General features: G+C 43.8%; 23 protein-coding genes and 3 pseudogenes. 12 read left to right on the plus strand and 14 right to left on the minus strand.

Going from position 1 to position 26256, the window contains the following annotated elements; translation table 11 throughout:
* The first annotated feature begins 49 nt into the window (after window positions 1-49).
* Window positions 50-1069 (plus strand): adenosine kinase, encoded by a 1020-nt coding sequence (locus ACOBWA_RS13400; protein WP_420229641.1) that lies wholly within the window; start codon window positions 50-52, stop codon window positions 1067-1069.
* Window positions 1070-1184: 115 nt separating this feature from the next.
* Here the strand turns inward: ACOBWA_RS13400 and ACOBWA_RS13405 are convergent, their stop codons facing one another.
* Together ACOBWA_RS13405 and nfuA are read right to left on the minus strand one after the other, a co-directional pair.
* Entirely contained in the window at window positions 1185-2507 is a 1323-nt protein-coding gene (locus tag ACOBWA_RS13405) for an O-acetylhomoserine aminocarboxypropyltransferase/cysteine synthase family protein (RefSeq protein WP_420229642.1), read from the minus strand.
* A 255-nt stretch (window positions 2508-2762) separates the two neighbouring features.
* A pseudogene (gene nfuA, locus ACOBWA_RS13410) lies at window positions 2763-3447 on the minus strand (Fe-S biogenesis protein NfuA).
* A 583-nt stretch (window positions 3448-4030) separates the two neighbouring features.
* On the opposite strand from nfuA, the gene ACOBWA_RS13415 reads away from it, so the two are divergent.
* The 5 genes and pseudogenes from ACOBWA_RS13415 to ACOBWA_RS13435 all read left to right on the plus strand — a co-directional run bounded on the left by ACOBWA_RS13415 (window position 4031) and on the right by ACOBWA_RS13435 (window position 8685).
* On the plus strand, window positions 4031-5020 hold the full coding sequence (locus tag ACOBWA_RS13415) for an alpha/beta fold hydrolase (RefSeq protein ID WP_420229643.1): 990 nt from the start codon (window positions 4031-4033) through the stop codon (window positions 5018-5020).
* A gap of 210 nt (window positions 5021-5230) precedes the next feature.
* Window positions 5231-6226: a bifunctional nicotinamide-nucleotide adenylyltransferase/Nudix hydroxylase gene (locus ACOBWA_RS13420; RefSeq protein ID WP_420230781.1), complete on the plus strand. Its 996-nt coding sequence runs from the start codon at window positions 5231-5233 to the stop codon at window positions 6224-6226.
* A 209-nt stretch (window positions 6227-6435) separates the two neighbouring features.
* Window positions 6436-7832 (plus strand): annotated as a pseudogene (locus ACOBWA_RS13425) (nicotinate phosphoribosyltransferase).
* The gene (locus tag ACOBWA_RS13430; RefSeq protein WP_420229644.1) at window positions 7826-8359 is read left to right on the plus strand and encodes a hypothetical protein; all 534 of its coding nucleotides are present in this window, start codon (window positions 7826-7828) and stop codon (window positions 8357-8359) included. Before ACOBWA_RS13425 ends, ACOBWA_RS13430 begins: the two are co-directional and overlap by 7 nt.
* Window positions 8360-8361: 2 nt before the next feature.
* Window positions 8362-8685 (plus strand): hypothetical protein, encoded by a 324-nt coding sequence (locus ACOBWA_RS13435; RefSeq protein WP_420229645.1) that lies wholly within the window; start codon window positions 8362-8364, stop codon window positions 8683-8685.
* A gap of 113 nt (window positions 8686-8798) precedes the next feature.
* On the opposite strand, the gene ACOBWA_RS13440 is transcribed toward ACOBWA_RS13435, so the two are convergent.
* Window positions 8799-9077 carry a type B 50S ribosomal protein L31 gene (locus ACOBWA_RS13440; protein WP_057761772.1) on the minus strand — a complete coding sequence of 93 codons (279 nt, stop codon included), beginning with the start codon at window positions 9075-9077 and terminating at the stop codon, window positions 8799-8801.
* 516 nt (window positions 9078-9593) lie between these two features.
* Between ACOBWA_RS13440 and ACOBWA_RS13445 the strand changes: the two genes are divergently transcribed.
* Window positions 9594-10193 (plus strand): YceI family protein, encoded by a 600-nt coding sequence (locus ACOBWA_RS13445; RefSeq protein ID WP_165597900.1) that lies wholly within the window; start codon window positions 9594-9596, stop codon window positions 10191-10193.
* Between the two features lie 112 nt (window positions 10194-10305).
* On the opposite strand, the gene ACOBWA_RS13450 is transcribed toward ACOBWA_RS13445, so the two are convergent.
* Window positions 10306-10743, minus strand: coding sequence for a hypothetical protein (locus tag ACOBWA_RS13450; protein WP_420229646.1), 438 nt, complete (start codon window positions 10741-10743; stop codon window positions 10306-10308).
* Window positions 10744-11300: 557 nt separating this feature from the next.
* Between ACOBWA_RS13450 and ACOBWA_RS13455 the strand changes: the two genes are divergently transcribed.
* Complete coding sequence (locus tag ACOBWA_RS13455) at window positions 11301-12920, plus strand: FAD-dependent oxidoreductase (protein ID WP_420229647.1); 1620 nt, start codon at window positions 11301-11303, stop codon at window positions 12918-12920.
* A gap of 130 nt (window positions 12921-13050) precedes the next feature.
* On the opposite strand, the gene ACOBWA_RS13460 is transcribed toward ACOBWA_RS13455, so the two are convergent.
* Entirely contained in the window at window positions 13051-13734 is a 684-nt protein-coding gene (locus ACOBWA_RS13460; protein WP_397477824.1) for a TIGR00730 family Rossman fold protein, read from the minus strand.
* A 303-nt stretch (window positions 13735-14037) separates the two neighbouring features.
* On the opposite strand from ACOBWA_RS13460, the gene ACOBWA_RS13465 reads away from it, so the two are divergent.
* Together ACOBWA_RS13465 and ACOBWA_RS13470 are read left to right on the plus strand one after the other, a co-directional pair.
* Window positions 14038-14229: a hypothetical protein gene (locus tag ACOBWA_RS13465; protein ID WP_420229648.1), complete on the plus strand. Its 192-nt coding sequence runs from the start codon at window positions 14038-14040 to the stop codon at window positions 14227-14229.
* On the plus strand, window positions 14226-15002 hold the full coding sequence (locus ACOBWA_RS13470) for an alpha/beta fold hydrolase (RefSeq protein ID WP_420229649.1): 777 nt from the start codon (window positions 14226-14228) through the stop codon (window positions 15000-15002). Before ACOBWA_RS13465 ends, ACOBWA_RS13470 begins: the two co-directional genes overlap by 4 nt.
* Before the next feature lie 48 nt (window positions 15003-15050).
* On the opposite strand, the gene ACOBWA_RS13475 is transcribed toward ACOBWA_RS13470, so the two are convergent.
* Complete coding sequence (locus ACOBWA_RS13475) at window positions 15051-15773, minus strand: putative quorum-sensing-regulated virulence factor (protein ID WP_057761782.1); 723 nt, start codon at window positions 15771-15773, stop codon at window positions 15051-15053.
* A 197-nt stretch (window positions 15774-15970) separates the two neighbouring features.
* Between ACOBWA_RS13475 and ACOBWA_RS13480 the strand changes: the two are divergent.
* A pseudogene (locus ACOBWA_RS13480) lies at window positions 15971-16560 on the plus strand (M23 family metallopeptidase).
* Window positions 16561-16667: 107 nt separating this feature from the next.
* Here ACOBWA_RS13480 and phoR read toward each other — a convergent pair.
* The 3 genes from phoR to dtd form a co-directional block, all read right to left on the minus strand.
* Window positions 16668-17759 carry a phosphate regulon sensor histidine kinase PhoR gene (gene phoR / locus ACOBWA_RS13485; protein WP_201569546.1) on the minus strand — a complete coding sequence of 364 codons (1092 nt, stop codon included), beginning with the start codon at window positions 17757-17759 and terminating at the stop codon, window positions 16668-16670.
* A gap of 58 nt (window positions 17760-17817) precedes the next feature.
* A complete protein-coding gene (phoB, locus tag ACOBWA_RS13490; protein WP_057761786.1) occupies window positions 17818-18522 on the minus strand; it encodes a phosphate regulon transcriptional regulator PhoB in 705 nt (234 codons plus the stop codon).
* Window positions 18523-18633: 111 nt separating this feature from the next.
* Complete coding sequence (dtd, locus tag ACOBWA_RS13495; RefSeq protein ID WP_420229650.1) at window positions 18634-19086, minus strand: D-aminoacyl-tRNA deacylase; 453 nt, start codon at window positions 19084-19086, stop codon at window positions 18634-18636.
* Window positions 19087-19360: 274 nt separating this feature from the next.
* On the opposite strand from dtd, the gene asd reads away from it, so the two are divergent.
* Entirely contained in the window at window positions 19361-20197 is an 837-nt protein-coding gene (asd, locus tag ACOBWA_RS13500; protein ID WP_420229651.1) for an archaetidylserine decarboxylase, read from the plus strand.
* 93 nt (window positions 20198-20290) lie between these two features.
* On the opposite strand, the gene ACOBWA_RS13505 is transcribed toward asd, so the two are convergent.
* The 5 genes from ACOBWA_RS13505 to fadB form a co-directional block, all read right to left on the minus strand.
* Complete coding sequence (locus ACOBWA_RS13505) at window positions 20291-20920, minus strand: HD domain-containing protein (protein WP_420229652.1); 630 nt, start codon at window positions 20918-20920, stop codon at window positions 20291-20293.
* Window positions 20921-21153: 233 nt separating this feature from the next.
* Complete coding sequence (locus ACOBWA_RS13510; RefSeq protein WP_420229653.1) at window positions 21154-21597, minus strand: isochorismatase family protein; 444 nt, start codon at window positions 21595-21597, stop codon at window positions 21154-21156.
* Window positions 21594-21728 carry a hypothetical protein gene (locus ACOBWA_RS13515; protein ID WP_420229654.1) on the minus strand — a complete coding sequence of 45 codons (135 nt, stop codon included), beginning with the start codon at window positions 21726-21728 and terminating at the stop codon, window positions 21594-21596. The genes ACOBWA_RS13510 and ACOBWA_RS13515 overlap by 4 nt, the downstream gene beginning before the upstream one ends.
* 285 nt (window positions 21729-22013) lie before the next feature.
* On the minus strand, window positions 22014-23186 hold the full coding sequence (fadA, locus tag ACOBWA_RS13520) for an acetyl-CoA C-acyltransferase FadA (protein WP_057761795.1): 1173 nt from the start codon (window positions 23184-23186) through the stop codon (window positions 22014-22016).
* Window positions 23187-23394: 208 nt separating this feature from the next.
* On the minus strand, window positions 23395-25575 hold the full coding sequence (fadB, locus tag ACOBWA_RS13525) for a fatty acid oxidation complex subunit alpha FadB (RefSeq protein ID WP_420229655.1): 2181 nt from the start codon (window positions 25573-25575) through the stop codon (window positions 23395-23397).
* Window positions 25576-26256: the final 681 nt, after the last annotated feature.

The raw sequence follows: 26256 nt of genomic DNA on the forward strand, positions 1-26256 counted from the left end.
AATAATAAGAAAGACAACTGTTTATAAATAAATTGAGGAGAAATAATCAATGTACGATGTAATGGCAATAGGCAATGCGTTGGTTGATCACGAATATGTGCTGTCAGATGCGGCACTAGAAGAGACTGAGCTGACCAAAGGTAATATGACTCTGGCTGGTATTGAGGAGCAGCAGCAACTACTGGCTTACTTTAAACTGGCTGAGATTGAGCCATCAAAACAAGCAGGCGGCGGATCAGCAGCAAACACCATGTTTACCTTTGCAAGCTTAGGCGGTAAGCCTTTCTATGCTTGCCGCGTTGGTGATGATGATCAAGGGGCATTTTACCTCAGAGACTTGCACGAAGCAGGTGTCGCGACCTCAGACAAATCTATCCATGCAGGCGGCGTGACCGGCTCATGTGTGGTTGCCGTCACCGAAGATGGCGAACGCACCATGCAGACCTATCTTGGCACCTCAAGTGAGATTGCCGCTGACAATGTTGATTTTGACGCGTTGACGCAAGCAGATTGGCTATATATCGAAGGCTATCTGGCGATGTCTGAGAGCATCCAACCAGCGATGACTCAATTACGTCAACAAGCCGGTATCCATAATGCAAAAATCGCAGTGAGCTTTGCTGACCCTGCGGTAGTAAAATTTGCCAAAGATGGTTTGCTTAATATGCTCGGCAACAAAGTCGCAGTGATATTCTGTAATAGCGAAGAAGCCAAGCTATTCACTGATAAAAAACAAGTCAAAGCAGCGGCGCGTGCCCTGCTTGAATATTGCCAAATTGCCGTCGTCACTGATGGTGCCAATGGTGCGGTAATCGCCCACCAGCCTAATGACGAGGCAGAAGTTGAAGTCTATGACGTTGCAACGCCAGCAGTGGCCAACGTCATCGATACCAACGGTGCAGGCGATAACTACGCTGGTGCTTTCTTATATGCACTATCGCAGCAGTATAGTCTGCCAGAATGTGGTCGTCTTGCTAGCGAAATATCAGCACAAGTTATTCAGCAGTTTGGACCGCGTCTTGCCTCGCAGGATTATCGAGATATCGCGCAGCGTGTACTGTCTTCTTAATTGTTAAACACATCTGTTGGACGCAAAACAAAAAGCCCATATCAAATCGATATGGGCTTTTTTATATCATTCAGACTTGTTCAAACAGTTTGCTCAACTTAATAAGCGCTTGTTATTAAGCAGAAGCTAATGCTTGGGCAAGATCGGCTTTGATGTCTTCGATATGTTCGATACCAATCGACAGTCGTACCATGTCCGTACTGACGCCTGCATTTTCTAGCTCTTGCTCATTTAACTGACGATGCGTGGTCGTCGCTGGATGGCATGCTAGTGACTTCGCATCACCAATATTTACCAGACGAGTAATCAGTTGCAGCGCATCAATAAAGCGCGCCCCAGCTTCCAGACCGCCTTTCACCCCAAAGGTCAAAATAGCAGAAGGCGTGCCCTTCATGTATTTTTTGGCAAGCTCGTGCTCAGAATGGTCAGACAGACCTGCGTATTTCACCCACGCAACTTTGTTATGGTCACGCAGATATTCTGCAACGGCTTGTGCGTTTTGCACGTGACGCTCCATACGCAGACTTAGCGTCTCCATACCTTGCAAGATACCAAATGCATTTAGCGGGCTAAGTGCTGCGCCAGTGTTACGTAGTGGCGCAACGCGGGCACGGGCAATAAAGGCTGGCGCGCCTACGTCTTTGACGAAGTTCACACCGTGATAACTATGATCTGGCTTATTCAAGAGTGGGAAACGCTCAGGATAATCACCCCAAGCAAACTTGCCACTATCGACAATTGCACCACCGATTGAAGTACCGGTTCCGCTCATATATTTGGTCAATGAGTGAACTACGATATCTGCACCGAACTCAAACGGACGGCATATCGCAGGCGTCGCCACGGTATTATCAATCACGACAGGTACACCGTATTCGTGAGCGACATCACTGAGCGCTTGAATATCGACGATATTACCTAGCGGGTTACCGATACTCTCGGCAAAAACCATTTTAGTTTTATCATCAATCAAGTCACGAATGGCTTCTGGGTCTTTGTGATCAAAGAAGCGCACTTCGATACCTTGACGCGGCAATGCATGGGCAAACAAATTATAAGTACCGCCATATAGCGTTGATACAGCGACGATATTGTCGCCTGCTTCGCAAATGGTCTGAATCGCATAAGTAATGGCAGCCATACCAGAAGCTACGGCAAGCGCACCGATACCGCCTTCTAACGCAGCCACACGCTCTTCTAGCACCGCGTTGGTCGGATTCATGATACGAGTATAGATGTTGCCTGCGACTTTTAAATCAAACAGATCTGCACCATGCTGAGTATTATCAAAGGCATATGAACTGGTATGATAAATAGGCACGGCGACTGCTTTGGTCGTTGGCTCTACACTATAGCCGGCATGAATCGCTAAGGTCTCAAGACGTTGAGGGGTTTCTGGTTGCTGGGCTGTCTGCTGGTCTGCTGATCCATCACTCATAGTACATTCCTTTATTTTGATAAAAGATGATTTATTGACGACGTATCGCTCGAAAACCACCTTAGAAAACTGTCTGCTAAATCATAGCAATAAAAAAAGCTGAGTTCATCATAACTCAGCTTTTTTATTAAAAGAATAGCAAAATACTCATCTCTTCATGACAAATATTCATAAGCACCAAACCAAATAGGTATATCTATACTAGAGATATGGCCACCTTTATAGCAGCCACTTGGCTTTTATCTACTTTTATTTTTATTTGTAGTAAGCATTCTCTGTACGAGTATGGTCAGTCTCGTCAACCACTTGGGTCAATTCTGGAATTTGCTGTTTCAGCTGCACTTCAACGCCTTGGCGTAAAGTCATATCAACCGCTGAACACCCTTGGCAACCACCGCCGAATTTCAATACAGCGGTTAAACCAATGCCTTCTTCATCAATCAGCTCAAGTAACTGTACGTCACCGCCATGCGCTGCCGAAGCCAGGGTTAATCTCTGACTGCAATACATAGTTGATACGCTCTTCGACACTGGCATCAGCGCCTACTTTAGGTACTTTAGAGTTTGGCGCGCGGAAAGTCAGCTGACCACCAAAACGGTCTTTATTATAATCGATGACCGCGTCTTCTAGATAAGGTACTGACGCCGCCTCAATAAAGGCAGAGAAGTTTTCATACGTAAAACGCAAGTCAGCGCTATCTTCTTCACCTGGCTGGTTATAAGCCATGCAGCACTCTGCACGCGGCGTACCAGGATGCTCAACGAAGATACGCACACCGATACCATCGGTATCTTGCTTAGATAACAAATCTGCCAAGTAGCCTTGAGCTGACTCAGTGATAGTGATGTTACTTTTCGCTTCGACTTGCTCGGTATCTAGGGCTGATTCATAGCCAGCAGTTTGGTCTAGTTGGTTATCAGCTTGGTTTTGCTCACTCATAATGTTTCCTATGCGTTATGACACAAACGCTATATCTATTATGGCTACTGTGTCGTGAATTTGGATTTTTAAAATGTTTACGATTTATATAAGACATGCAGACTGGCAATGATTGGTATTTATTATTGTATGACATTGGTCGACATGAGTATAAAGTTTAACCCGTCTATAGCAGTCATTATACCTGAATCACACATCAATTCCGACCACGCTACTGTGAATTGAACCGCGGCTATTGTAAATGGTCGTCATTGGTTTTTTTAATGATGCTAACAGGTGGCAAAGTAACTCAATATGTAAACCATGACAGATAAACACGCTGAATGATTGTGTAGGCTGCCAAGTTATTCTCTATATAAAGACAGCTGTGCCATTTATCAAGCGCACTCAGCATTTTCGATATGCCATACCGTTCACATCTAGTCCGAGCAAGTCGTCTGGTTTTGACGTAGTATTGATAATTTGAATTATTTTATTCATTAGCGTTATGTGCAAGGTAGCTTTTAATCGCCTTGTATAAATATCAGCTTGTATAAATATCGATTTGTATAAAAATTACGTATTTTTTGGATAGGATCATTTTATGATGACACGGACGTTGCACCTAGTAAATACCAAGGACGATGAGCAAATTGCCGTTTGGAAAGTAGTTGATAACTCAGAAGAAGATACGATAGCCAATACATCAGAAAACAGCCTGCCTAACATTACACTGCAAAACATATTTTTGACGCATGGTACGTTTTCTGACAAGCAAACTTGCCTCAAAATCGCTGAATATTTTGCAGGGCTTGGTCATCATTGCTACATCATGGAATGGCGCGGGCATGGTAATAGCTCCCTACCGAAAGAAAAATTCAACTTTGAGACCGTCGCCACTTACGACTATGAAGCGACTTTTCGCTATTTCTTTGAAGAATTAAAACTCGATAATCTACATTGCGTCACTCATAGTGGTGGCGGTGTTGGTTTGACCATGTTTCTCGTTCAAAACCCAAGCTATATCGATAAGGTTAATAGCATCAGTATGTTTGCCTGCCAAGCTTTTGGGGCGGCGCAAGACTCGACCAGCCACGCAAAAATCCTTACAGCCAAGATAGTTACTCGATTGGTCGGCTTCATACCCGCTAAGCAGTTCAAGGTAGGCCCTTTTAACGAAAGCTACTATACGATGACCCAGTGGTACGATTGGAATTTGCGTAAAAACTTTAAAAGTAGCTTTTTAAAAAAGGCTCATTTTGATAAGGGCAGGACGAATATAGACGAAATGAACGAAAGCATTAATCAGCAAAAGAATATTGGCGATAACTTTATCGACTATCGACATCATATGGCTCAGATTACCATTCCTGTTTATTCTATTAGCGCAAAAGGCGATACCTTCATCTCCCCTACTCGCGGCTGTCGTTTGTTTTTTGATAGCTTTGATAATTCAACTAATATCTTTCGAGAGTACTCGCTCAGTAACGGCGATTTAGATGACTATACGCACAGTCGCATCATGATCAGTCGCAATGCTGCCACAGAGATTTGGCCAACGGTGACGGCATGGATAGAGAAGTATGCCAGTTAAAGTAGAGATTTCGTTTGGATGATTTCGATAATGACACACCCCTAAACATCTTTATACTTGTCAGAAAGTCATGGGCTGTGTCAGTATTAGCGTCATTAATTTTTAATCAATAAAAATAAGTCGTAGGAAGTTGGCGTCTATGAGTGAATTATCAAAGCAACAGTCAGATAAGCAAAACCTAGATCAAAAGGCAGTAAACACTATCGTTATCTGGTCTTTATCGGTCGCTTTCAGCCGTTTCATGCTGGCCACAAAGCCGTCATCGATGAGGCACTAAAACGCTCAGATGAAGTAATTATGCTCATTGGCTCAGCCAACTTGCCACGTAGCTTACGCAATCCATTTAGCGTCGCTGAGCGTGCCGCAATGATTAAAGGTGCCTACTCTGAAGAAGAAGCCGAACGCATTCACTGTGTTGGCTTAGATGACGCACTCTACAATGACACCCGCTGGCTACAGTATGTGCAGGCAGGTGTAAAATCTGTCACTGGCGACTTGCAGACGGATATTGGTTTGATTGGTCATTCAAAAGACAGCTCATCGTACTATCTGTCACTGTTCCCCAACTGGGACTCTGTGTCAGTGCCCAATTATCATAACTTATCAGCCACGCCGATTCGTGACAGCTATCTGATGGGTGCTACGCCAACACCTGAGCGTACGCCTGAGTCTACGCGCAACGTCCTCGATGCATTCAAACAAACTGACGATTATCATCAACTGCATGAAGAAGCAGACTTCATCGATAAATATAAAAGACAGTGGGAATCAGCACCGTACCCGCCGACCTTTATGACAGCCGATGCATTGATCGTACAGTCGGGGCACATTCTACTGGTTGAGCGACGCAGTATGCCAGGTCGTGGACTCTGGGCGCTGCCGGGTGGATTTTTAAATCCAAAGGAGACGCTGTTTGATGCTTGTATCCGTGAGCTACGTGAAGAAACTCGCCTCAAGGTGCCTGAGCCAGTACTGCGCGGCTCCTGCCATAGCCAACATACCTTTGACGACCCATATCGCTCAGCGCGTGGTCGCACCATTACTCAAGCGTTTTATTTTCAACTCAAAAACGATCCAAAAGGTCTGCCAAAAGTAAAAGGCGGCGATGATGCGACCAAGGCATTTTGGCTACCCTTGGCAGAGCTTGATGCAAAAATGATGTTTGAAGATCACTACGCGATTATTACTAAAATGGTTGGCTTATAGTTCGCTGCTAATCGTTTTTTCTATTAGCTTTCCTTAGTAGTCTTTTTAGTAAATTTTTCTAATAGCTACTTGAGCAAATTATTATCAAAACAGCTATCACTAAATATCGTATTAATAATTTGATACCAATGCCGATAGACGGCAATCAACCGCCGCCACTGCTCTTTCAGTAAAGCAGCTGCGGCATTTCAAAGCAGAGGAGTTCTGTGATGTATACCAGCAATCTAAACAACTTAATCTTAAATAGCGACAGCTATAAGACTTCACATTGGGTGCAATACCCAAGCGGTAGTGAATATCTGTCAAGCTACATTGAGGCGCGCAAGGGCGACTACGATGTGGTGTTCTTTGGTTTACAAGCCTTTATCAAAGAATATTTAAGCACTCCTATTACTCATCAAGATATCGATGAAGCCGAAAAGGTTATTCAAGCGCATGGCCTAACCTTTAATCGTGCTGGTTGGGAACATTTAATTGAAAAACACGACGGCTATTTGCCATTGCGTATCCAAGCCGTGCCCGAAGGCAGTATCGTACCAGTGTCCAATGTAGTCTGCCAAGTGATCAATACCGATCCTGAGTTTTACTGGCTACCCAGCTATATCGAAACAGCGTTATTGCGTGCGATTTGGTATCCGTCCACGGTCGCTAGTGTCTCTCACTATTGCAAAGACATTATCCGTCAAGCATTAGAAAAATCAGCGGACAATACAGAGTCCCTGCCTTTTCGCTTGCATGACTTTGGCGCGCGCGGTGCATCGAGCCAAGAAACAGTTGCACTTGGTAGCTTAGCGCATTTGGTCAACTTTGCTGGTACGGACTCGATGACGGCGCTTATTGCTGCCAGTCGCTGGTATCAAATGGGCGACGATATGCCTGCATTCTCTATCCCAGCAGCCGAGCACAGTACGATGACAGCTTGGGGACGTGATGGCGAGACTGCTGCTTTTCACAATATGATTGAGCAGTTTGGCGGTAAAGACAAAGCCTTTTCGGTCGTCTCAGATAGTTATGATTTATGGAATGCCATCGACAATATCTGGGGCGACGTCTTAAAAGACGAAGTCAAAAATATGGGCGGCACCTTGGTCATTCGTCCAGACAGCGGCGAACCTGCCAAAGTCGTCCGTGAAGCGTTGGAGCGCTTGGCAGTGAAGTTCGGCACGACTGTAAACAGTAAAGGCTATAAAGTGCTACCTGACTACGTACGCATCATCCAAGGTGATGGCATCAGCTCGCAAAGCTTAAGCAAAATTATTGATGTAGTAATCAAAGCAGGCTTTAGCATAGAAAACGTGACGTTTGGTATGGGCGGTGGTCTATTGCAGCAAGTCAACCGCGACACCATGAGTTGGGCGATGAAATCTAGCGCTATCTGTATCGATGGTGCATGGAAGGATATTTATAAAGATCCCGTCACCAGCCGCTCAAAACGCTCGAAAAAGGGCAATTGGCACTGGTAAAAGACGACAGTGGCCAGCTAACAACCATAAAAGAAAATGAGATGATTGACCCAACTGACAATCTATTACGTGATGTCTACGTCGATGGTCAATTGTTAATTGAAGATAGTCTCACGACTATTAGGGAACGTGCAGGATGGTAGATACTATTAAGCTGACATCGGTCGCAAAGGACGTCTTACTTGCCCCTGTCTACCTCTATCAAGGTCGCAAAATCAAGCGTGATACAGTCCGCTTGCCTGAACCACATGGCGAAAGGCACGGCGTAATTGAGCTGCCTCAAGCGAATGATGAAGTATCAACGCGAGACGCTAAGACATTTAACCTCATGGTCGTCGGTGATTCGGCAGCAGCAGGTGTGGGTAGCCAAACGCAACAAGAAGCGTTGGTCGGTAAGCTTATCCCGATACTGGAACAAAACGAAACTATCCAAGCAAACTTTGCTCGACTCAATTGGTCATTGCAAGCGACAACAGGTCATACCAGCTTTGATATTCTACGCAGGTTATATGTCTTACCTGCTCCTGAGCAGCCTATCGATGTGATGTTACTGAGCGTAGGGGTCAATGACACGACGTCCAATGTCTCTGTGCATAAATGGCAACAGCAAATTGAAGACATTATCAATATTGCACAGCGCAAATTTGGCGTACGAGAATTGGTTTTTTAAGTTTGCCGCCGATGGCGCAAATGCCTGCAATCCCTGCCCCGCTCAATAACTTTGTAGGTGCAAAAGCGTCGGTACTGGATGAGATATTACAGCAGGTTTGTGCGGCTCATGCTGGTGTCACCTATATGGCAACCGACTTTACACGGATGTTAGAAGAGCATGCAAATGGCTCGGCTATCGATATCAATGTGATGTTTGCCAGTGATGGATTTCATCCTAGCAGTCTGATGTACGGCTATTGGGCACAGCAAATCGTAGAAACCATTATTCAGTTACTAGATTCTATTCAGATATTGGACTTATCTACTACTGAGTTTGAGCGCTAAATAGCCTGTTAGCTTTATTTTTAGATCATAAAAAATAAAACACAATAAAAAACCGCTGAATAATCAGCGGTTTTTTATTGCTTAACGAAATATATTTACACCATAAGTGCAAATTATTCAGCAGCGTCTGCAGCTTTCTTGCTACGGCCACCAAATGCGCCAAAGCGTTTGTTGAAGCTTGCAACACGACCTTCAGTAGAAGTTTTACGTTGCTCACCAGTATAGAATGGATGCGACGCACTTGAGATATCAAGTGGGTAGTATGGGTATTCTTTACCTTCGTATTCACGAGTCGCTTTAGTCTTAGCAGTTGAGCGAGTCAAAAAGAACACGTCAGCGTTAGTGTCGTGGAACAAAACTTCTTGGTAATTAGGATGGATATCTTTACGCATAATATACTCTCTAGGTCCGATGTATGTACAACGTCTAAATACAACACCATCGATGATGTATCAAACAAATAATGACATACGTAACTGAGGCACTAAGGACATTACAAGTATGGCAACTGCGTCACTGGCTTATTCCAGCACCCAACACCACCCTTCTGTTCGCTTAGCCTTTCCCCAGCGGGAAAATTAAACCGCGATTTTAACGGTTTTTGACGTAAGACGCAAGGAGCAGTTGTGATAGAGATATGTGATAAGTTGTCAATGATAAAGTAATGGTATTGAGATAAGCGATGTAATTCAGTACAATAATTTGGTTAGTAAAATTAATCTATGGTATAAATTACTGTAGTTAACCTAAACAAATATACTGCGTATGAATCATTTATATTTAGTATATTAAACGGTACAGCTACGCGATATTGATCAGTTTTACAGGAAGTATCGCTTTACTTATTTATAGACAAACATAGATTTATAATCAAGCATGGAAAACCAATACTCAATAAGGACTATTCAATGATAAACATGACAATGAAGACCACTGCTAAAGCGCTATTCATCAGCTCAGCACTTGCTATCACTACTATGGCAAGTGCGGCACTACCAACTCAGTGGGAGTTAGATGATTCACATACTCGCGTCGGATTTTCTGTGAGCCATATGGGATTCTCAACCACAATGGGTCATTTTAGTGATGTTGAGGGCGTGGTGAATTATGATATGAAAGCACCAAACCAAACCAGCATGGAATTTACTATAGCCACCGACAGCATCGATACCAATTGGGATGCTCGTGATAAACATCTAAAAACTGATGAATTTTTCAATGTCGAAAAGTACCCAACCATGACTTTTAAATCGACCCAAGTTAAATTTATCAACCCACAGCAAGCTAAAGTAACCGGTGACTTTACCTTACTCGGTCAGACCAAGCCACTGACATTGGATGTTACATTAAATAAAATCGATAACAGCCCACTGACTAAAGAGCCCGTTGCTGGTTTCCGTGCTACTGGTACGATCGATCGTGCCGCTTATGGTATGACCGCTTATGCTAGCGGTATTACGACCAACGTCCCTATCCAAATCGACGGTGAGCTAGTAGAAAAGAAATAACAGTAAGTTTATAGCTCTCTAATAGCTTTCGACAAAAACGAGAAAAGCAGCCCTACGATATGGGCTGCTTTTTTGTCTTAACGTTTCCGAGTTAGTTTATATCTAACGCCTGCTATTTACTTGGGATAACGTGCCAAACGCCAAGTTTATCATCACCGTCTTTGTCACCAACTTTTGTGTCATTAGCATAGAAGTATAAAGGCTTACCGTTCATTGCCCACTGATATTTGCCATCTTCACGCTTAAATGCAGCGAACTGACCTGAGGCTTTAGCATCGCTAGGCGCTTTGAAAATTGGCCACACAACTTGGCAAGCTGCACCGCAATCTGCCAAGTTCATAGAGTCTTTATCAAACGTATATAACGTCATATGATTTGTAGCATCTACCAGCACCCCATTCTTGCTAGTGACTGGTGCTGTATTATTGCTCGTTGCCTGTACTTCATGCGTACCTGACATATCGTTACCGACTACGTTTTTTAAGGTAGTACAGCCAGTTAGTGTCAATACACCTGTTAGTACCGATAGCATCATCATATTTTTCATCATAACTTCCTTGTAATTTTAGTCGTATTTTTTATAGCGATGAGCTTGTTGTCGTTTACTTTATCGACTGTCCCTTTTGTTAATTTTAACATTTGGAATTTTGAACAGTTCTCAAAACAGAACCGACACTTCTTGCTAAGCAAAATGAATACAACATACGATTTTAAGTTATCTTGGCTACCAATATACACACTTACAAAAGTGGTCGAATTTTACAAAACAATAAAACGAGCTTATTTCCGATTCCACAAGTTTGCCACTTCTCTCGTTTACTCTATTTTTAGAAAGGCTCGTTTGTCTGAAAAACTTCACACATATAGCGACTCGTTGACAAAAATCATGCATCTTCTTACGTATTTCCCATCATATTGTCTGTAGTTCTTCGTAAAATAAACCTATAGAGATGAAGAATGGCTAAACAATAGGAAAGATGACTATTGAAGTTCAGATTTGTGTGTTGAACTTAATTACCTTCGCACGCATATCAAGAAATATAGAACATTTGATACATATACCGAGCACGGCCTAATACAGATGCTATTAAGGATACAACGACGACAATGACTCAGTCTTTTGATAAAAAATACGCTCAATCCTTTAATCGTGACGCTCATTCTGGGGTGTTATCTTATGGGGCACAAAACACTCAACCTAAAAAGCGTGTTGGCATTTTGGGCGGCGGTACTGCGGGATCGACGATTGCGATTCGACTTGCTGCGTTAGGATTAGAGACCTACTTATTCGAGAAGAAAAAATCTCTCATTGATGGACCACCTATGTGTCATTTGCATGCAGGTGGTAACTTGTACCGTGAAATACCGGACGAAGATTGCGTAGCGCTGCTTAAGCAATGTATCGATATTTTGCGTTTGTATCCGCACACTATTGACGTTCGTCCTACAGTGTTTGCCGTACCGACACGTGACGAAGGACTGCCTGAAGACTTACTACCGCGTTTGGATATTTTGACCGATGCTTATCAAGAACTGATCGAGCAAGATGTTAATAATAAAGTATTGGGTGAGCCTAAAGATTACTATCAACTTTATAGCCATGAGCAATTGATTGAGCTGTCTGAACGTGAGCAAGTCGCTGTACCAAGTACAGTTGATGAATGGATGATTCCAGTCGCTAGATATTTAGATTTGAACAAGGTTAAATTTCCGTTAATTGTTGTTCAAGAATACGGTTGGAACATTTTTCGTTTAGCCGCTTCTGCCAAGCTTGCACTTGAAGAGTACGACAATGCGCATGTATTTACCGAAACCGCTGTGCAAAAAGTCGTGCCGGTAGATTGTGAGAACTGTACCAACGCTGACCATCATGTCACCAAATGGCGTATCGACTATCAACAAATCCATAGTCAAGAGCACGCCTCTCAGCCTGAGTCTATCGAAGTTGATTATCTAGTCAATGCTTGCGGATTCCGTACAGGTGTTATTGACGATATGGTCGGTGTCGAAGTCACACGTATGGTCGAGTTCAAATCGTCTTATGTGACCCATTGGGGTGATGCTGGTGGACAGATACCAGAGATTATCGTTTATGGTCAACGAGGAACGCCAGAAGGCATGGCGCAGCTTACCCCCTACCCTGGCGGATATTTTCAGATCCACGGTATGAGTAAAGCCATTACCTTGTTTGATGATGGTCTTGTCGCATCAAGTGAAGACAGTGCGCAGCCCAAACTGCCACAGCAATATGTGCACTATATTGAAGATGGTTGGGATAAAGCGCCCCTACAGGCACGTAGTCAGCAAGCGATTGAGTATGTGGCGGAGTTTGTACCGACATTTAACAGCGCACGTACTGTTGGTAACGCGCTATACGGTGGGCAGCAGATTCCTGGACAAGATGATACGCTGCGAGTAGCTGATGTGAGTTTATACTCTAATATACGCTATGCCCGTGCAGAAAACGTCAAAGCATCTTCGACTTTGATTGCCGCTGATCAAATCGTTAATGAGCTGACAGATCTAGGCTTGATAGAGAACGATACACCTCTGAATCGTAGTCGCTATGATCATGAGTGGTCGTACCTTGTCCATAACGATAGTCTCGCTGTCGATGAGGTTGCACGTGAGCTCGCTGAACAGCGTGGATTCCCAATAGCTATGGCTCATGTCAATCATATTATTCGTGAAGTAGCATTGGACGATCTCACGCCTGCTGATGCCTAATAGACATGATTCGCTGATAGGTTGTTAATACATATAATAAAGGAGCAGATAACCGAGATTTGGTTATCTGCTCCTTTTTGCAATAGCTTTTAATATTTAAGCATTTGCTGTGTATGAATAGCGATACGGCTTAACTATTACTACCAGCCATTTTCTCCGTATCCACAGAATCATCTATGGTCACTACTGTTTGTAGCATATCGATCGCTTCGCTGATGGTATTGCACACCACTAGACGGTCTAAATCTTCCTGCTTCATAAAGCCTTGCTCAGTGGTATATTTCAAATGCTCAATCATACGGTCATAAAAACCATTGATATTTAGAATAATCATTGGTTTTTCGTGCTGGTACAATTGACGCCACGTAGCGATTTCCATAATTTCTTCTAACGTTCCTAACCCGCCCGGTAGCGTGATAAAGGCATCGGCATACTCGGCCATAACGGTCTTACGCGTGTGCATAGTGTCAGTCAAATGCAAGCGAGTCAGCTGCTCATGAGCGATTTCGTGCTTGAGCATAAAGGTTGGAATCACGCCCACTGCTTGCGCGCCGCCATTAATTACTTCATCCGCAACTGCGCCCATCAGACCGATACTAGCACCACCATATACTAGCCCCATGCCATTGTTTGCTAATGCGCTACCAAGCTCGCGCGCCGCCTGTTCATACACGTCACCATTGCCCAAGCGTGAACCGCAGTACACAGCCACGAGCGGCATTGATAGAGCAGACTTGTCGACTGCTTTTTCAATATTGGTAATGTCTTTACTCGTGATTACGTCATAAGTATCATCGTTGATTTTCATTTGCATATAGCTTCCTTAATTACCTGTCAGTTTTTATTGAGTGCTTGTTATTAGTGAAGGCTGCATACCGACACCTATCATTTATATTGTCATGCACATGATTCATAAGACAAACTCAGCCAAGCTATACAAAACTTGTAAGTCATATTTGAGCAACTGTCTTGCCAGCATTTATCTTAACATAAGCAATGCTACCACATAGTCACAACGATTTATCACTACGCAACGACTACACTTTCAAGATGCGCATTTATTGTTCATCATAGTTCGATATTCATTATCTACTAATAAAAATACTAAGGTATACCCATGGATAATCACAACACCTCTCCTACTGCCGAGCTATCAAGCTCTGTGGTTAATAGCAATCTCACTAGTAAAAGCAATACGAATGACGCGAGCAATATTGATACTTACTCATTAAGCATCATGACCGATCGCAACCAAGCATTGGCAGCCACGGTCTATCGCCCTAAAGATGCAACAAAAAAGCCGTCATGATGGCACCTGCCACAGGTATTAAGCGTCACTTTTATCATAATTTTGCGACCTACCTAGCAGAAAGCGGCTTTGGAGTGCTGACCTTTGATAATGAAGGAATCGGTGAGTCACTATCGACCGAACTGGCAAAATGTAGCGCTTCCTTAATCAGTTGGGGTCGCCACGACATGCCAGCTGTACTTGATGCCTTACAAGATGAGTTTCCTGATGCGACTTATCATCTTATCGGTCATAGCGCAGGTGGTCAGCTCATTGGCTTGATGCCCAATTATCAGGCGATTGGCTCAGTGTTCAATGTCGCTTGCTCGTCAGGGCGTATCAAAAATATGGGCATGCCATATAAGCTCAAAGCCATGGGTTTTATGGATGCATTTATTCCGTTCACTAATTTAACACTGGGCTATACGCCGTCAGATAAAATCGGTATGGGTGAGCCACTGCCACGCGGCGTGGCTCGTCAATGGCGTGAATGGTGCAATGGGGCGGGCTATATCAAAACCGCATTTGGCAAAAGCATACATACGCATTTCTATGATGAGCTCAGCATGCCAGCACTATGGCTTGGCTTTAGCGATGATGATATCGCCAACAGTGAAAACATGGACGATATGATAAGGGTATTTACAAAAATGCCTGTCGAAAAGCGTTTCTTGGACCCTGAGGATTTTGGACTAAATCATATCGGTCATATGCGCTATTTTAGCAGTAAGACCAATATCAAAGCGCCGCAGCTATGGCAGATGGCAGTGACATGGTTGCACGACCAACCATAAGCTTAGCAGCATGTTGCACCCTACATGGTAGACCCACGATAATTCAGGTTACTTTTTTGCATTTTCGGCTTCTTCCAGTTTTAAGCGTTTAGTCAGTGCCGAATACAGGGACGGCTGCATATTATGAATATTGCCTATCATCCATTTAACATAGCTGATGGGCACGTCTTTGATAGGTTTGCCTTTATGCTTACCAAACGGCATTTTGCTCACAGGAGTCGCCTTATTAGAGATAGCATGTGCCGCTGCAAAATCTGTCGGCGCAATCTCTAGACGCTCGCAGCATGCTTGATACAGCAGATAACACATCCGAGCATCGCCAAGCGCATCATGAGCGGCAATCGTCATTGCACTCGCCTCACCTTTGCCCAATAGCTGCTCGATACACTTAGACTGACCGTAAGCACGCCATTCTGGAAAGGCTGCCCGCGCAAGTCTCACCGTACAAATCAGCTTAGCAGAAGGACTGCCAATCACTCGCCAATCAAAACGTACGTTATGACCAATCAAGTACTCTGGTAATTCAAACTGCTCCAACTCAAAGCGCTCAAGTCCAGCCACATCATCATCGGTAATACCATGCACTTTTATGACAATGGGTGAAATAGATCGACCACTGTTAAAGTATTTCATCCACTCAAAACCAGTTGCTACATTGATAGTAGCAACTTGGATAGGTCTGGGGTCACTGCCCTGATCTGTTTCGGTATCGATAACCAGCGCTGTTTCGCGCGTGGCAGAAATATCAGTAGGCTTAAAAGCATCATTCATAAAGTATTAACCATCAGTAGCAACTGTCTATGCTCAGCAGAAATGTTAAGTAGATAAAACTGTATTTGCTGTCTATATCCTTAACCATAAGAATAACTATGGGGGTAAAAACGATAGATAACAATGCGATACATACGTTATCAGACGAAGCTTTTATAATAAATTTTCAAATGACATCAAATATATATGAGACATCAATGCTAGCAGATGGAAACAACCAGCCTCCCAGACCTTCTTTTTTCAGTCGTTTAATAAGCCTATTGATTAAGGCTACTGTATTGCTAGCACTGTTATTTGTCTTCGATAAACTACTACCTAGTATTAGCCAACAAACGCAGTCATTTGTGGTTGCCAAATGGCAGCAACTGAGTCTATTGCAACAAGAACTGCCGACCGAAAACAGCTTACCCAGTCCACTACCAGAACGAAACCTGACAGACACTTGGGGTGCAGCACGTAGTCAAGGCCGCTCCCACGAAGGCATCGACATCTTTGCGCCGCGCAATACTCCGTACAGTCGACCACGCAAGGCGTAGTAAGCAAGGTTGGTGAGAACACATTGGGTGGACGCGTGGTTGTGGTGGTAGGGCCTGGTGGCGCAGGACATTACTACGCTCATCTAGAAGACTATGCTGACATCTCTCCCAATGATTGGGTCAATCAGGGCGACGTGATAGGTTATGTGGGTGATAGCGGTAATGCAAAAGGAACACCGACACATGTACACTATGGTATCTATATTAATGGCAGTGCGGTCAACCCTTATCCGCTTTTGCAAAAGGATTAACGGATACAGAAAAGTATGTCGTTAACCTAATTTGAAATAGCACTGAGCTGATATTAGTTAAAAAACTTAAGCCGAGAAACGCACGCTAATACAGACCAGAAATCATATTAATTGGCTGTGACGGATCTGACGTAGTTTGAGGGGAATACCACACTAAATGTCGACCCTTCCCCTTCTACTGAATCGATTTGCAACTGCGCTTCGTGCTGGTGCAATACGTGTTTTACAATCGCTAATCCCAACCCTGTACCACCTGTTGCACGGCTACGACCTTTGTCGATACGATAGAAACGCTCTGTCAAACGGGCGATATGCTCTGACGCAATACCGATCCCATCATCTTCGACCGCGAAACGGCAGCCATCAGACGTCCTTGTCCAGCTGATAGTGATATTGCCACCCTTCGGCGTATATTTGATTGCATTGATTACCAGATTGGATAGCGCACTATTCAAGTACATCTCTGACCCATACAGCCCATCGTACGTATCTATATGCAAATGAATGATATGTTTATATGCTTGGTTGTAGGCCTGTGCATCGTCGTAGATATTGGTCAGTAACTTAGTCATATCTATGTAATGCAGCTCGTGTGACTCTTCAATTTCAATCTTAGACAGTAGCAGTAAGTCGTTCACGATTCTGTTCATACGGGCAGTTTGCTGGGTCATCAGCTCAAAACCGCGACGCCATTGCGGCGGCATATCTGGTTGATCGGAGAAGTTTTCCAAATAGCCCATCATTACTGTTAATGGTGTCCTAAGCTCATGCGAGACATTTGCTACAAAATCCTGACGCATTTGCTCTAAGTGCCGCAGGCGGGTCACATCATATACAAACAGCAGTTTTTCATCACCGAAAGGCGTCAGTTCACACTTCAAGTAGCGACTAGGATCTCGCCATGATTCTATATGTACGCCATCGTTAGGTATCGTTGTACCTTCATAATACTGGCGGAACTCAGGTACAGTGATAAAGTCAAAAATATTTTGACCTTTATCCTCTGGCTGTAGCAGCAATAAGTCTTGTGCCGCCTGATTCCACCACTCTAGGCCATCATTGTTGTTGAGCAAAATCACTGCATCGCGCAAGGCTCGTAGTGCACTGCCGATTTTTTTGAGTTGCTCCGCTGTGTTTTGAGTAGATATTTGCTCTAGTAAAGCTGATTGCTCACTTTGTGCTGGCGCTATCTTGTCCATTTCTTATCCTTACCACTATCCGCGGCCTTTATATTGCTGCGGCATTATTTGTACAAGATTAACTTGGCTCAATCAGGCTAGAAAATCGGTAGCCTGTTCCACGTACCGTCTGTATCAATGTATCACAGTCATAAGGTCGCAGTAATTTACGTAGACGTTTGATATGCACATCGATGGTTCGGTCTTCGATATATACATTGCCGCCCCATACCTGATCGAGTAGCTGCGTTCGTGTATAGGCGCGCTCAGGGTGGCTCATAAAAAATGCCAATAGGCGATACTCTGTGGGCCCAACATCAACGATTTTACCAGCAGCTGTCACGCGCTGACTCTTAGTATCTAGACTTAACTGTCCAATTTCGATAGGTTTATCACTGCTCATCGCGCTACTGCGTCGTAGTACGGCTTTGATTCTAGAAATCAGTTCACGAGTCGAAAAAGGCTTGGTCATGTAGTCATCTGCCCCTGCATCAAGACCATGCACCTTACTGTCTTCTTCACTTTTTGCCGTTAGCATAATGACTGGTATTTCAGAGAGTAGCTCATCGTTTTTGAGCATACGACAAAAATCCACACCGCTCTTGTCACCAGGCAACATCCAATCTAACAGTATCAGTGACGGTCTATGATCGACCACTTGCTGATGCGCCTCTGACACATCTGCCGCTTGCAAGCTATCAAACCCAGCCATCTCTAGCGTCATGACAACCATTTCACGAATCGCAGGTTCATCTTCAACAATCAAAATTTGCTCATTATACATAGGACATTCTCGGTGTTAGCGGACAAAATCTAGCATGTAAAAGGCGATATATACTCACCAGTCTCTACCTATTAAACGGATTAATTATGACAGCTTGATGACACTCTAAAATCAGATTTCTAGTAAAAAATTGAGCGGCCCATCATTGACGCTCGACACTTGCATATCAGCACCAAACTGACCAGTTGCCACGTTCGGGTGCTTAGTTTTGGCATAGTCGACCAGTTTTTCAAATAATGCTTGTGCCGCAGCAGGTGCCATCGCACCACCAAAGTCTGGACGGCGACCTTTGTCTGTTTTTGCCATCAAGGTGAATTGTGAAACTAATAATAGCCCACCACCGACCTGCTGAACGTTTTTATCCAGTTTACCAAATTTGGCAGGATCTTCGTCATTTTCAAAAATGCGATAGGTCAGTATTTTGTCAATCATACGCTGGGCAGCGGCAAAATCGTCTTCATGCCCCAAGCCAATATATGCCAATACCCCATGCTCAATTTCACCGATACACTGCTGGTCGACGACCACACTAGCCTGCTTCACCCGTTGTATGAGTGCTTTCATTTACTAATTCCTTAACAGATTATGGCCATACAATAATATGCTGTCCATGATAAAATACCGTCATTAACTTAACTATTATTAGGACGTGTTTGATATTCACAAATAGGTACTGCGGATCGCTAAAACTGTTCCAGACAAGGCGTAAAACGACGATAATGCTCATGCCTTATCTAGATTTACAACGTAGTATGGCGCAATTTTAGCCACTGTCAGTGCCATGGTCGAATTTCCAACACGCCCCTATTACATTACACCTTATTTTGGTAGCCTTATTATGAATGTATTTACCACCTTACAACAGCTTGTGCCGCAGCAAAAGCTCAGTAAAGTCGCTGGACGTTTGGCCGCCAGTCGTCATCCTTATGTCAAACGCACCTTTATCCGTAGCTTTGCCAAAGCTTATAATATCAGCTTAGACGAGTACGAACGCCAAAGCCTTAACGCTTATGAAAGTTTTAATGACTTTTTTACCCGCGAGTTAAAAGAAGACGCTCGTACTATCGACGCCACGGCAAACGGTATCGTGAGCCCTGCGGACGGTATTATCTCTCAGCTAGGACAAATCGAAGACCATAAACTACTACAAGCCAAAGGTCGTCACTATGATGTCGGCCAATTACTTGCTGATAGTGAAGATGGCAGTTATTTCGCTGATGGCAGTTTTGCGACTATCTACTTAGCGCCTAGTAATTATCACCGTGTGCATATGCCATTTACTGGCACATTGACCAAGACTCGCTATGTGCCTGGCACCCTGTTTTCAGTCAACAATACTACGGCGGCTAACGTGCCGGACTTGTTTGCGCGTAATGAGCGTCTGGTCTGTATGTTCGATACCAAGTACGGCAAAGCAGCTGTCGTAATGGTTGGTGCTATGATCGTCGCTGGTATCGAAACCGTCGCCACTGGCAAAATTACCCGCACGGATGATATACAGGAAGCGGAACACGATATGCAGTTTGCGGCAGGCGAAGAGCTTGGACGCTTCTATCTAGGCTCAACGGCTATCGTAGTATTACCAAAAGCAGCGAAGGCTGACTGGCTAGATAGTATGCAAGCCAATAGCGTCGTGCAAATGGGTCAATTGCTAGGAATGGCAAACGCTCAATAGCACACCTGTATAAGAGTACTGAAAATATCAGCCCAGTTAAGCATGAATCATCATGCTTAACTGGGCTTTTTTATGCCTGTTACTTATGCAGATTTACGCATCAATCAGCCACCCTTGCTGAGTTGCGTATGCAATATTACGTGTGAGCCAATCATGGATAGGAGGAAAGCTGTCTTTGATAAATGTATGAGCACCCGCCACCTGCGATCGCGTAACGCCAAGCTCAATCCACGTTTTACCATCAGTATTTAGATTGAGTAGAAATGGCAATAAGCGATCGACCACTCTGAGTAACTGACTCTCTTTGCTACTTCCTGTTTCTTGCGCTTCCCACACCTCGCTTAAATCACTAATGCCATTGCCTCGCTCACGTTGCAATCTGGCAATGCCTGCACGCTCTTCGACGTGTGCATCAGTACGCGTATCGGCATATAAAAAAGTATCGCCCGCATCAATCTCACCCAAATCATGAACCAGTGCCATCTTCAGCAATTTTTCATGATTGACGTCTAGCGCAAATAATTCAGCAATCGACCAACAGGCCATCGCTAAATGCCAAGAATGTTCGGCAGAGTTTTCTTTGCGAGTGGTCTGTGTCACATAGCTGCGGCGATTCACGCGTTTGAGCGCATCTAACTCCAATAAGAAATGAGTGACATCATCAATATCGATATGTGAAGTAGATTCGGAATTAATGAGTGATATAGAGCTGGCTTGCGACATTATTTTTTCTCTGGTTTTCTCTAGTTATTGGTTTAATGCTTATAAGTTCTAGCAATTTTAAGTTTCATTGCTCAAGGTATTATAGTTAGTTTGATATCTAGCAATGGTCAAAAGACTATTACCGTTACCAAAAAAATAGCGCTTATTTTACCAAGCGCTATCTATTATAAATTAGAAGATAAATGGTTAAATTGACATTTATCCAAGCCTTTAAGCACCTAGATATTAGCCACCTACTTGATCAAATTAATAATGGTTTTAAACGCAGGATCTTCGCTGCTACGGCACAGCTCAAATAAGATTGATTCGACAGTACTAATCACCCCACCTGCACGGCGAATACGGCGAATTGCTTGCTTTTTATCATAAGGAAAACGAGAACCCACCGCGTCACCAATAATGACAGGCTGCATACCATTATCCAATAAATCCAGTGCTGTCTGCATAATACAGACATGAGCTTCAGCACCAAAAAGCAACACGGTACTACGGTTCTGCTGCGCTAAATGGTGCCATGAATCATTATTATCGCAGGCACTAAAGGTGACCTTTTCAAAGCTCTTGGCATTATCTCCTTCGAGTACGTCGCGCAGCTCTGGCAAGGTATCGCCCAATCCTTTTTTATATTGTTCATTGAGCATGATTGGAATATTGAGCGCTTGCAGCCCTTTAATCAAGGTAACGGTTTTTTGACGATATTTTCGTGATCATAGATATGCGGCGTTAAGCGCTCTTGCACATCGACAATCATTGCTTGGGTATTCTCACGAGCGATTCGATAGGTGCGATCATTAATCATAGTAGACATAGTACACTCCTTGTACGGCTGACAGTTGCAACTAAAAACTATTTTAGAATTATCATAAACAGTGCCATGGTTCATCTTTCTCTTATTTAGTCATAGTTTCATGAATGCGTCAATGGAGATATTTTTTAAACGCTATAATACTGTGTCTTTCGACTCCGTGTTTTATTAGCTTACCAAACATTAGTTTTACTTCATAAAAAACCTCCAGCCGTTATGACTAGAGGTTTTTCGTTAGCGAGTAGCTACTTATTGAGTGTTCAAATAATCTTGTTTATATAAATAAGATTAAACACGCTCAATAATAGTAGCGATACCTTGGCCAAGACCAATACACATTGTCGCTAGACCGATTTCAGTATCTGATTGCTCCATTGCGTTTAGCAATGTCACTGTGATACGAGCACCTGAACATCCTAGTGGATGACCTAGAGCAATGGCACCACCGTTGATGTTAACGATGTCTTGCTTGTCAGATAGGTTCAGGCCTTTCAATACTGATAGACCTTGAGCAGCAAACGCTTCGTTTAGCTCGATGGTTTGCATGTCATCGATGCTCATGCCAGCACGCTTCAATGCTTTTTGGGTAGCAGGTACAGGACCATAACCCATGATAGCGGCATCACAACCAGCCACAGCCATACTACGGATACGGGCACGTGGCTTTAGACCTAGATCTTTGGCTTTTTGTGCGCTCATTACTAGCATTGCTGACGCACCGTCAGATAATGCAGATGAGGTTGCCGCTGTTACTGTACCGCCTTTTGGATCAAACGCTGGACGTAGCTTTTGCATTTGCTCCATCGTTGCGTCTGGACGAATCACTTCATCAACCGTACATAGTTGCAGACGACCAGCAGCATCATGACCTTCGATACCGATGATTTCATTGTCAAAACGACCTTCAGTGGTTGCAGCCCATGCACGGCGATGTGACTCAAGACCAAACGCGTCTTGCTCTTCGCGCGTGATATTGTTCATACGACCTAGCATTTCAGCAGTTAAGCCCATCATGTTTGACGCTTTTGCATAATGCTTAGAAGCAGCAGGGTTTAAATCAACACCGTGCATCATGCCTACGTGACCCATATGCTCAACACCACCGATGATGAATACATCACCTTGGTTGGTCATGATTTGTGCAGCAGCAGTATGTAGCGCTTGCATAGAAGAACCACATAGACGGTTAACCGTTTGGCCACCAGCAGTCTTTGGGATACCAGCTAGCAAACCGATGTTACGACCGATGTTCAGGCCTTGCTCTAGCGTCTGGTTGACACAACCCCAGATAATGTCTTCGATATCATTGGTATCAAAGTCATTACGTTCTACTAGCGCACGTACTAGTTCCGCTGACATGCTATCAGCACGTACATGACGGAACATACCGTTTTTGGTTTTGCCCATTGCCGAGCGTACGCCATCTACGATGACCACATCTTTTGGACTTAAAGTTGTCATACCATATTCCTTTTCAATTTTTATTGTCAGTGTAGTCAGCCCAATTTACGCCTATTACCTCGTCAATCTCGCTCAAAGTACAATAGGTACATTTGCGCTTGATTTACTCGTACTAGCCTTAAACCGAACCAACTATAATCGTACGTTCGCTATTGGAGACGATTCATGTCTCAATTGCTTTTATGCAAAATAGCAAACGTACTGCACTTCATCCTAGTAATGACTGACTATTACGCTGTTGCGTAAAAGTCTCGCCTGCGGCTGCCATGTCACGAATCTTTTGTGGCGCTTCATAAGCTTTGCCAAGATGTGCGTATTTTTCACATAGTGCCAAGTAGTTATCTAGACCCATTTGGTCGATATAACGGCATGGGCCACCACGGAATGGAGGGAAACCTACGCCCATAATCATCGCCATGTCGGCTTCGCTTGGGGTGCTTACGATGTTGTCTTCTAGGCAGCGAACGGTTTCGTTACAGAAGGCAATCATAGTGCGATCAATGATTGCTTGATCGTCAAACGTTTGCTTTTCGCTATCGGTCGTGGCTTTTAGCAACTCGTAAGTGGCTTCATCAGCAACTTTCTTTGGCTTGCCGCGCTTGTCCATTTCGTACTTATAGAAACCGATACCGTTTTTCTGACCCAGACGCTCATTGTCATATAGATGCTGGATAGCACCTTTATAATCAGGCTTCATACGATCAGGGAAACCATCAGCCATCACTGCTGCGCCATGTACACCTGTATCTAGACCGACTACGTCGATTAGGTATGCAGGGCCCATTGGCCAACCGAATTTTTCCATAACTTTATCGACATGAGCAAAATCAGCACCTTGCTTAAGTAGCAAGTCAAACGCGCCAAAGTATGGGAACAATACACGGTTTACGAGGAAACCTGGGCAGTCGTTAACTACTACTGGCACTTTACCCATTTTAGAAGCAAGTGCAACGGTAGTCGCGATGGCTTCTTCAGATGATTTCTCACCGCGGATAACTTCTACCAATGGCATACGATGTACTGGGTTGAAGAAATGCATACCAACGAAGTTTTCTGGACGCTCAAGCGCTTCTGCTAGGAACGTAATAGAGATAGTCGAGGTGTTTGACGCTAGGATACAGTCGTCTTTAACCAAGCCTTCTACTTCTTTTAGTACCGCACGCTTCACGTTTGGATTTTCTACGACAGCTTCGATAACGATATCAGTCTCAGCAAAATCACCGTAGTTCAAAGTAGGACGGATACGGCTTAACGTTTCACCCATTTTTGCTGGGGTCATCTTGCCGCGATCAACCATTTTGCCAAGTAGCTTGCTGGCTTCACCCATACCAAGGTCTAATTGCTCAGACTTGATATCTTTCATGATGATTGGCAAGCCTTTGCTGGCTGCCTGATAAGCGATACCGCCACCCATGATGCCAGCACCTAGTACGGCGGCTTCATTGATTTCATGTGCTAATTTGCTATGCTGTTTCGCTAACTTTTTAACCAATTGATCGTTTAAGAACAAACCAACCAAGCTTTCTGCTTGTGGGGTTTTAGCCGCTTTTGCAAAACCAGCCGCTTCTACTTCGATCGCTTTGTCACGTGGTAGGTTAACGTGTTTTTCAATGGCTTCGATTGCTAGCGCTGGTGCTGGATACTGCTTAGGATTGGCTTTAGCGAAAATAGCACCTTTAGCACTGTTAAACGCCATTGCTTGCTCAAGTTGGTTTAGCTTAACTGGAGCCAGTTTTTCTTCACGTTTTGCTTTCCAATCAAGCTCACCTGAGATACATTTTTTGACTAGATCAATTGCTGCATCTTGTAAGTCGTCAGCAGGTACAGTCGCGTCAACCAAGCCTAGCTTCAATGCTGCCAATGCTTTCTTTGGGCTACCAGTCGCGATCAGCTCAAGTGCGTTATCGATACCGATAATACGCGTACTACGAACTGTACCGCCAAAACCTGGGAAGATACCTAGCTGAGTTTCTGGCAGACCGATGATGGCTTTGTCACTCATGACACGGTATTCACAAACCAAAGTCATTTCACAACCGCCGCCCATCGCCGCGCCATTGATAGCCGCAACTTTAGGGAATGGTAGGTCTTCAAAACGATTGAAAGCGTCATTGACATGAACGACCCAATCTTTGATCTCGCTTTCTGATTTTTTGAAAGAACCGACGAATTCTGTGATATCAGCACCAGCGATAAACACGCCTTTGGCTGAAGTAACGATAAGACCTTTTACGTTGTCGGCTTTTTCTAACGCACTAACTGCTTCACCAAACTGTTTGTTGGTTTCGGCATCAAATTTGTTCACGCTCTCATTTTCGGCGTTGTACTGCATGTTGGCGATGCCATCCTCTAGCATTGTCACCGTGATGCGATTTCCTTGGTATACCATTTGAAACTCCTTTCTATATAACGAAAGCTACGTTTTGAATTAAAATAAATAGCCAGTTACTGTTAGTAAAATGGGTAATAGCACTGTGCGCTTGTCATGTTATAAAGACAAACATATAACCAGCTCACAAGTGAAGATGTCTTTATTATCCAGCGTTCATCATGATGCACGCATTTTGCGTCTCTTGCATGACATCATATGACGCTTCATTTATATACTGCTGTTGCAGGTACTGATGTTCAAAATATTGACTGAGACTTGGTCTAACACTCGGTATCGACGATTGAACATCCTGAGAAAAAACCCAGTAGGGTCACCATCAGACCATTTTCACGTCAATTAGTGTAGGGGATTATGCCCCTAACTGTCACAAGCTAATACCATACTCGCAAGTCACTCTTAAATCACTTGCAGGCATTTACCTTACGCTAAAAGTGTTTTAGTGAATAAATGTATACTGAATTGTTAATTTAGATTTATTTCGTGTTGTTGACTTCTTGCGTGCCATCTTTGGAATGGCAGTCCGTTAGCGCTACTTAATAAATGCTACTTGGTCAGTGCTAGCTATTCAGTGTTAGTATTCAGTACCACTTTTCTACGGTAATAAAATTAACGTGCCAGCCTAGCTTGCTCTTTTATCAGAACATATTCAACAAGAGAGTGACATCATCCATCCGTAAC

It is taken from the genome of Psychrobacter sp. ER1 (assembly GCF_048631835.1).
Lineage (GTDB): Bacteria > Pseudomonadota > Gammaproteobacteria > Pseudomonadales > Moraxellaceae > Psychrobacter.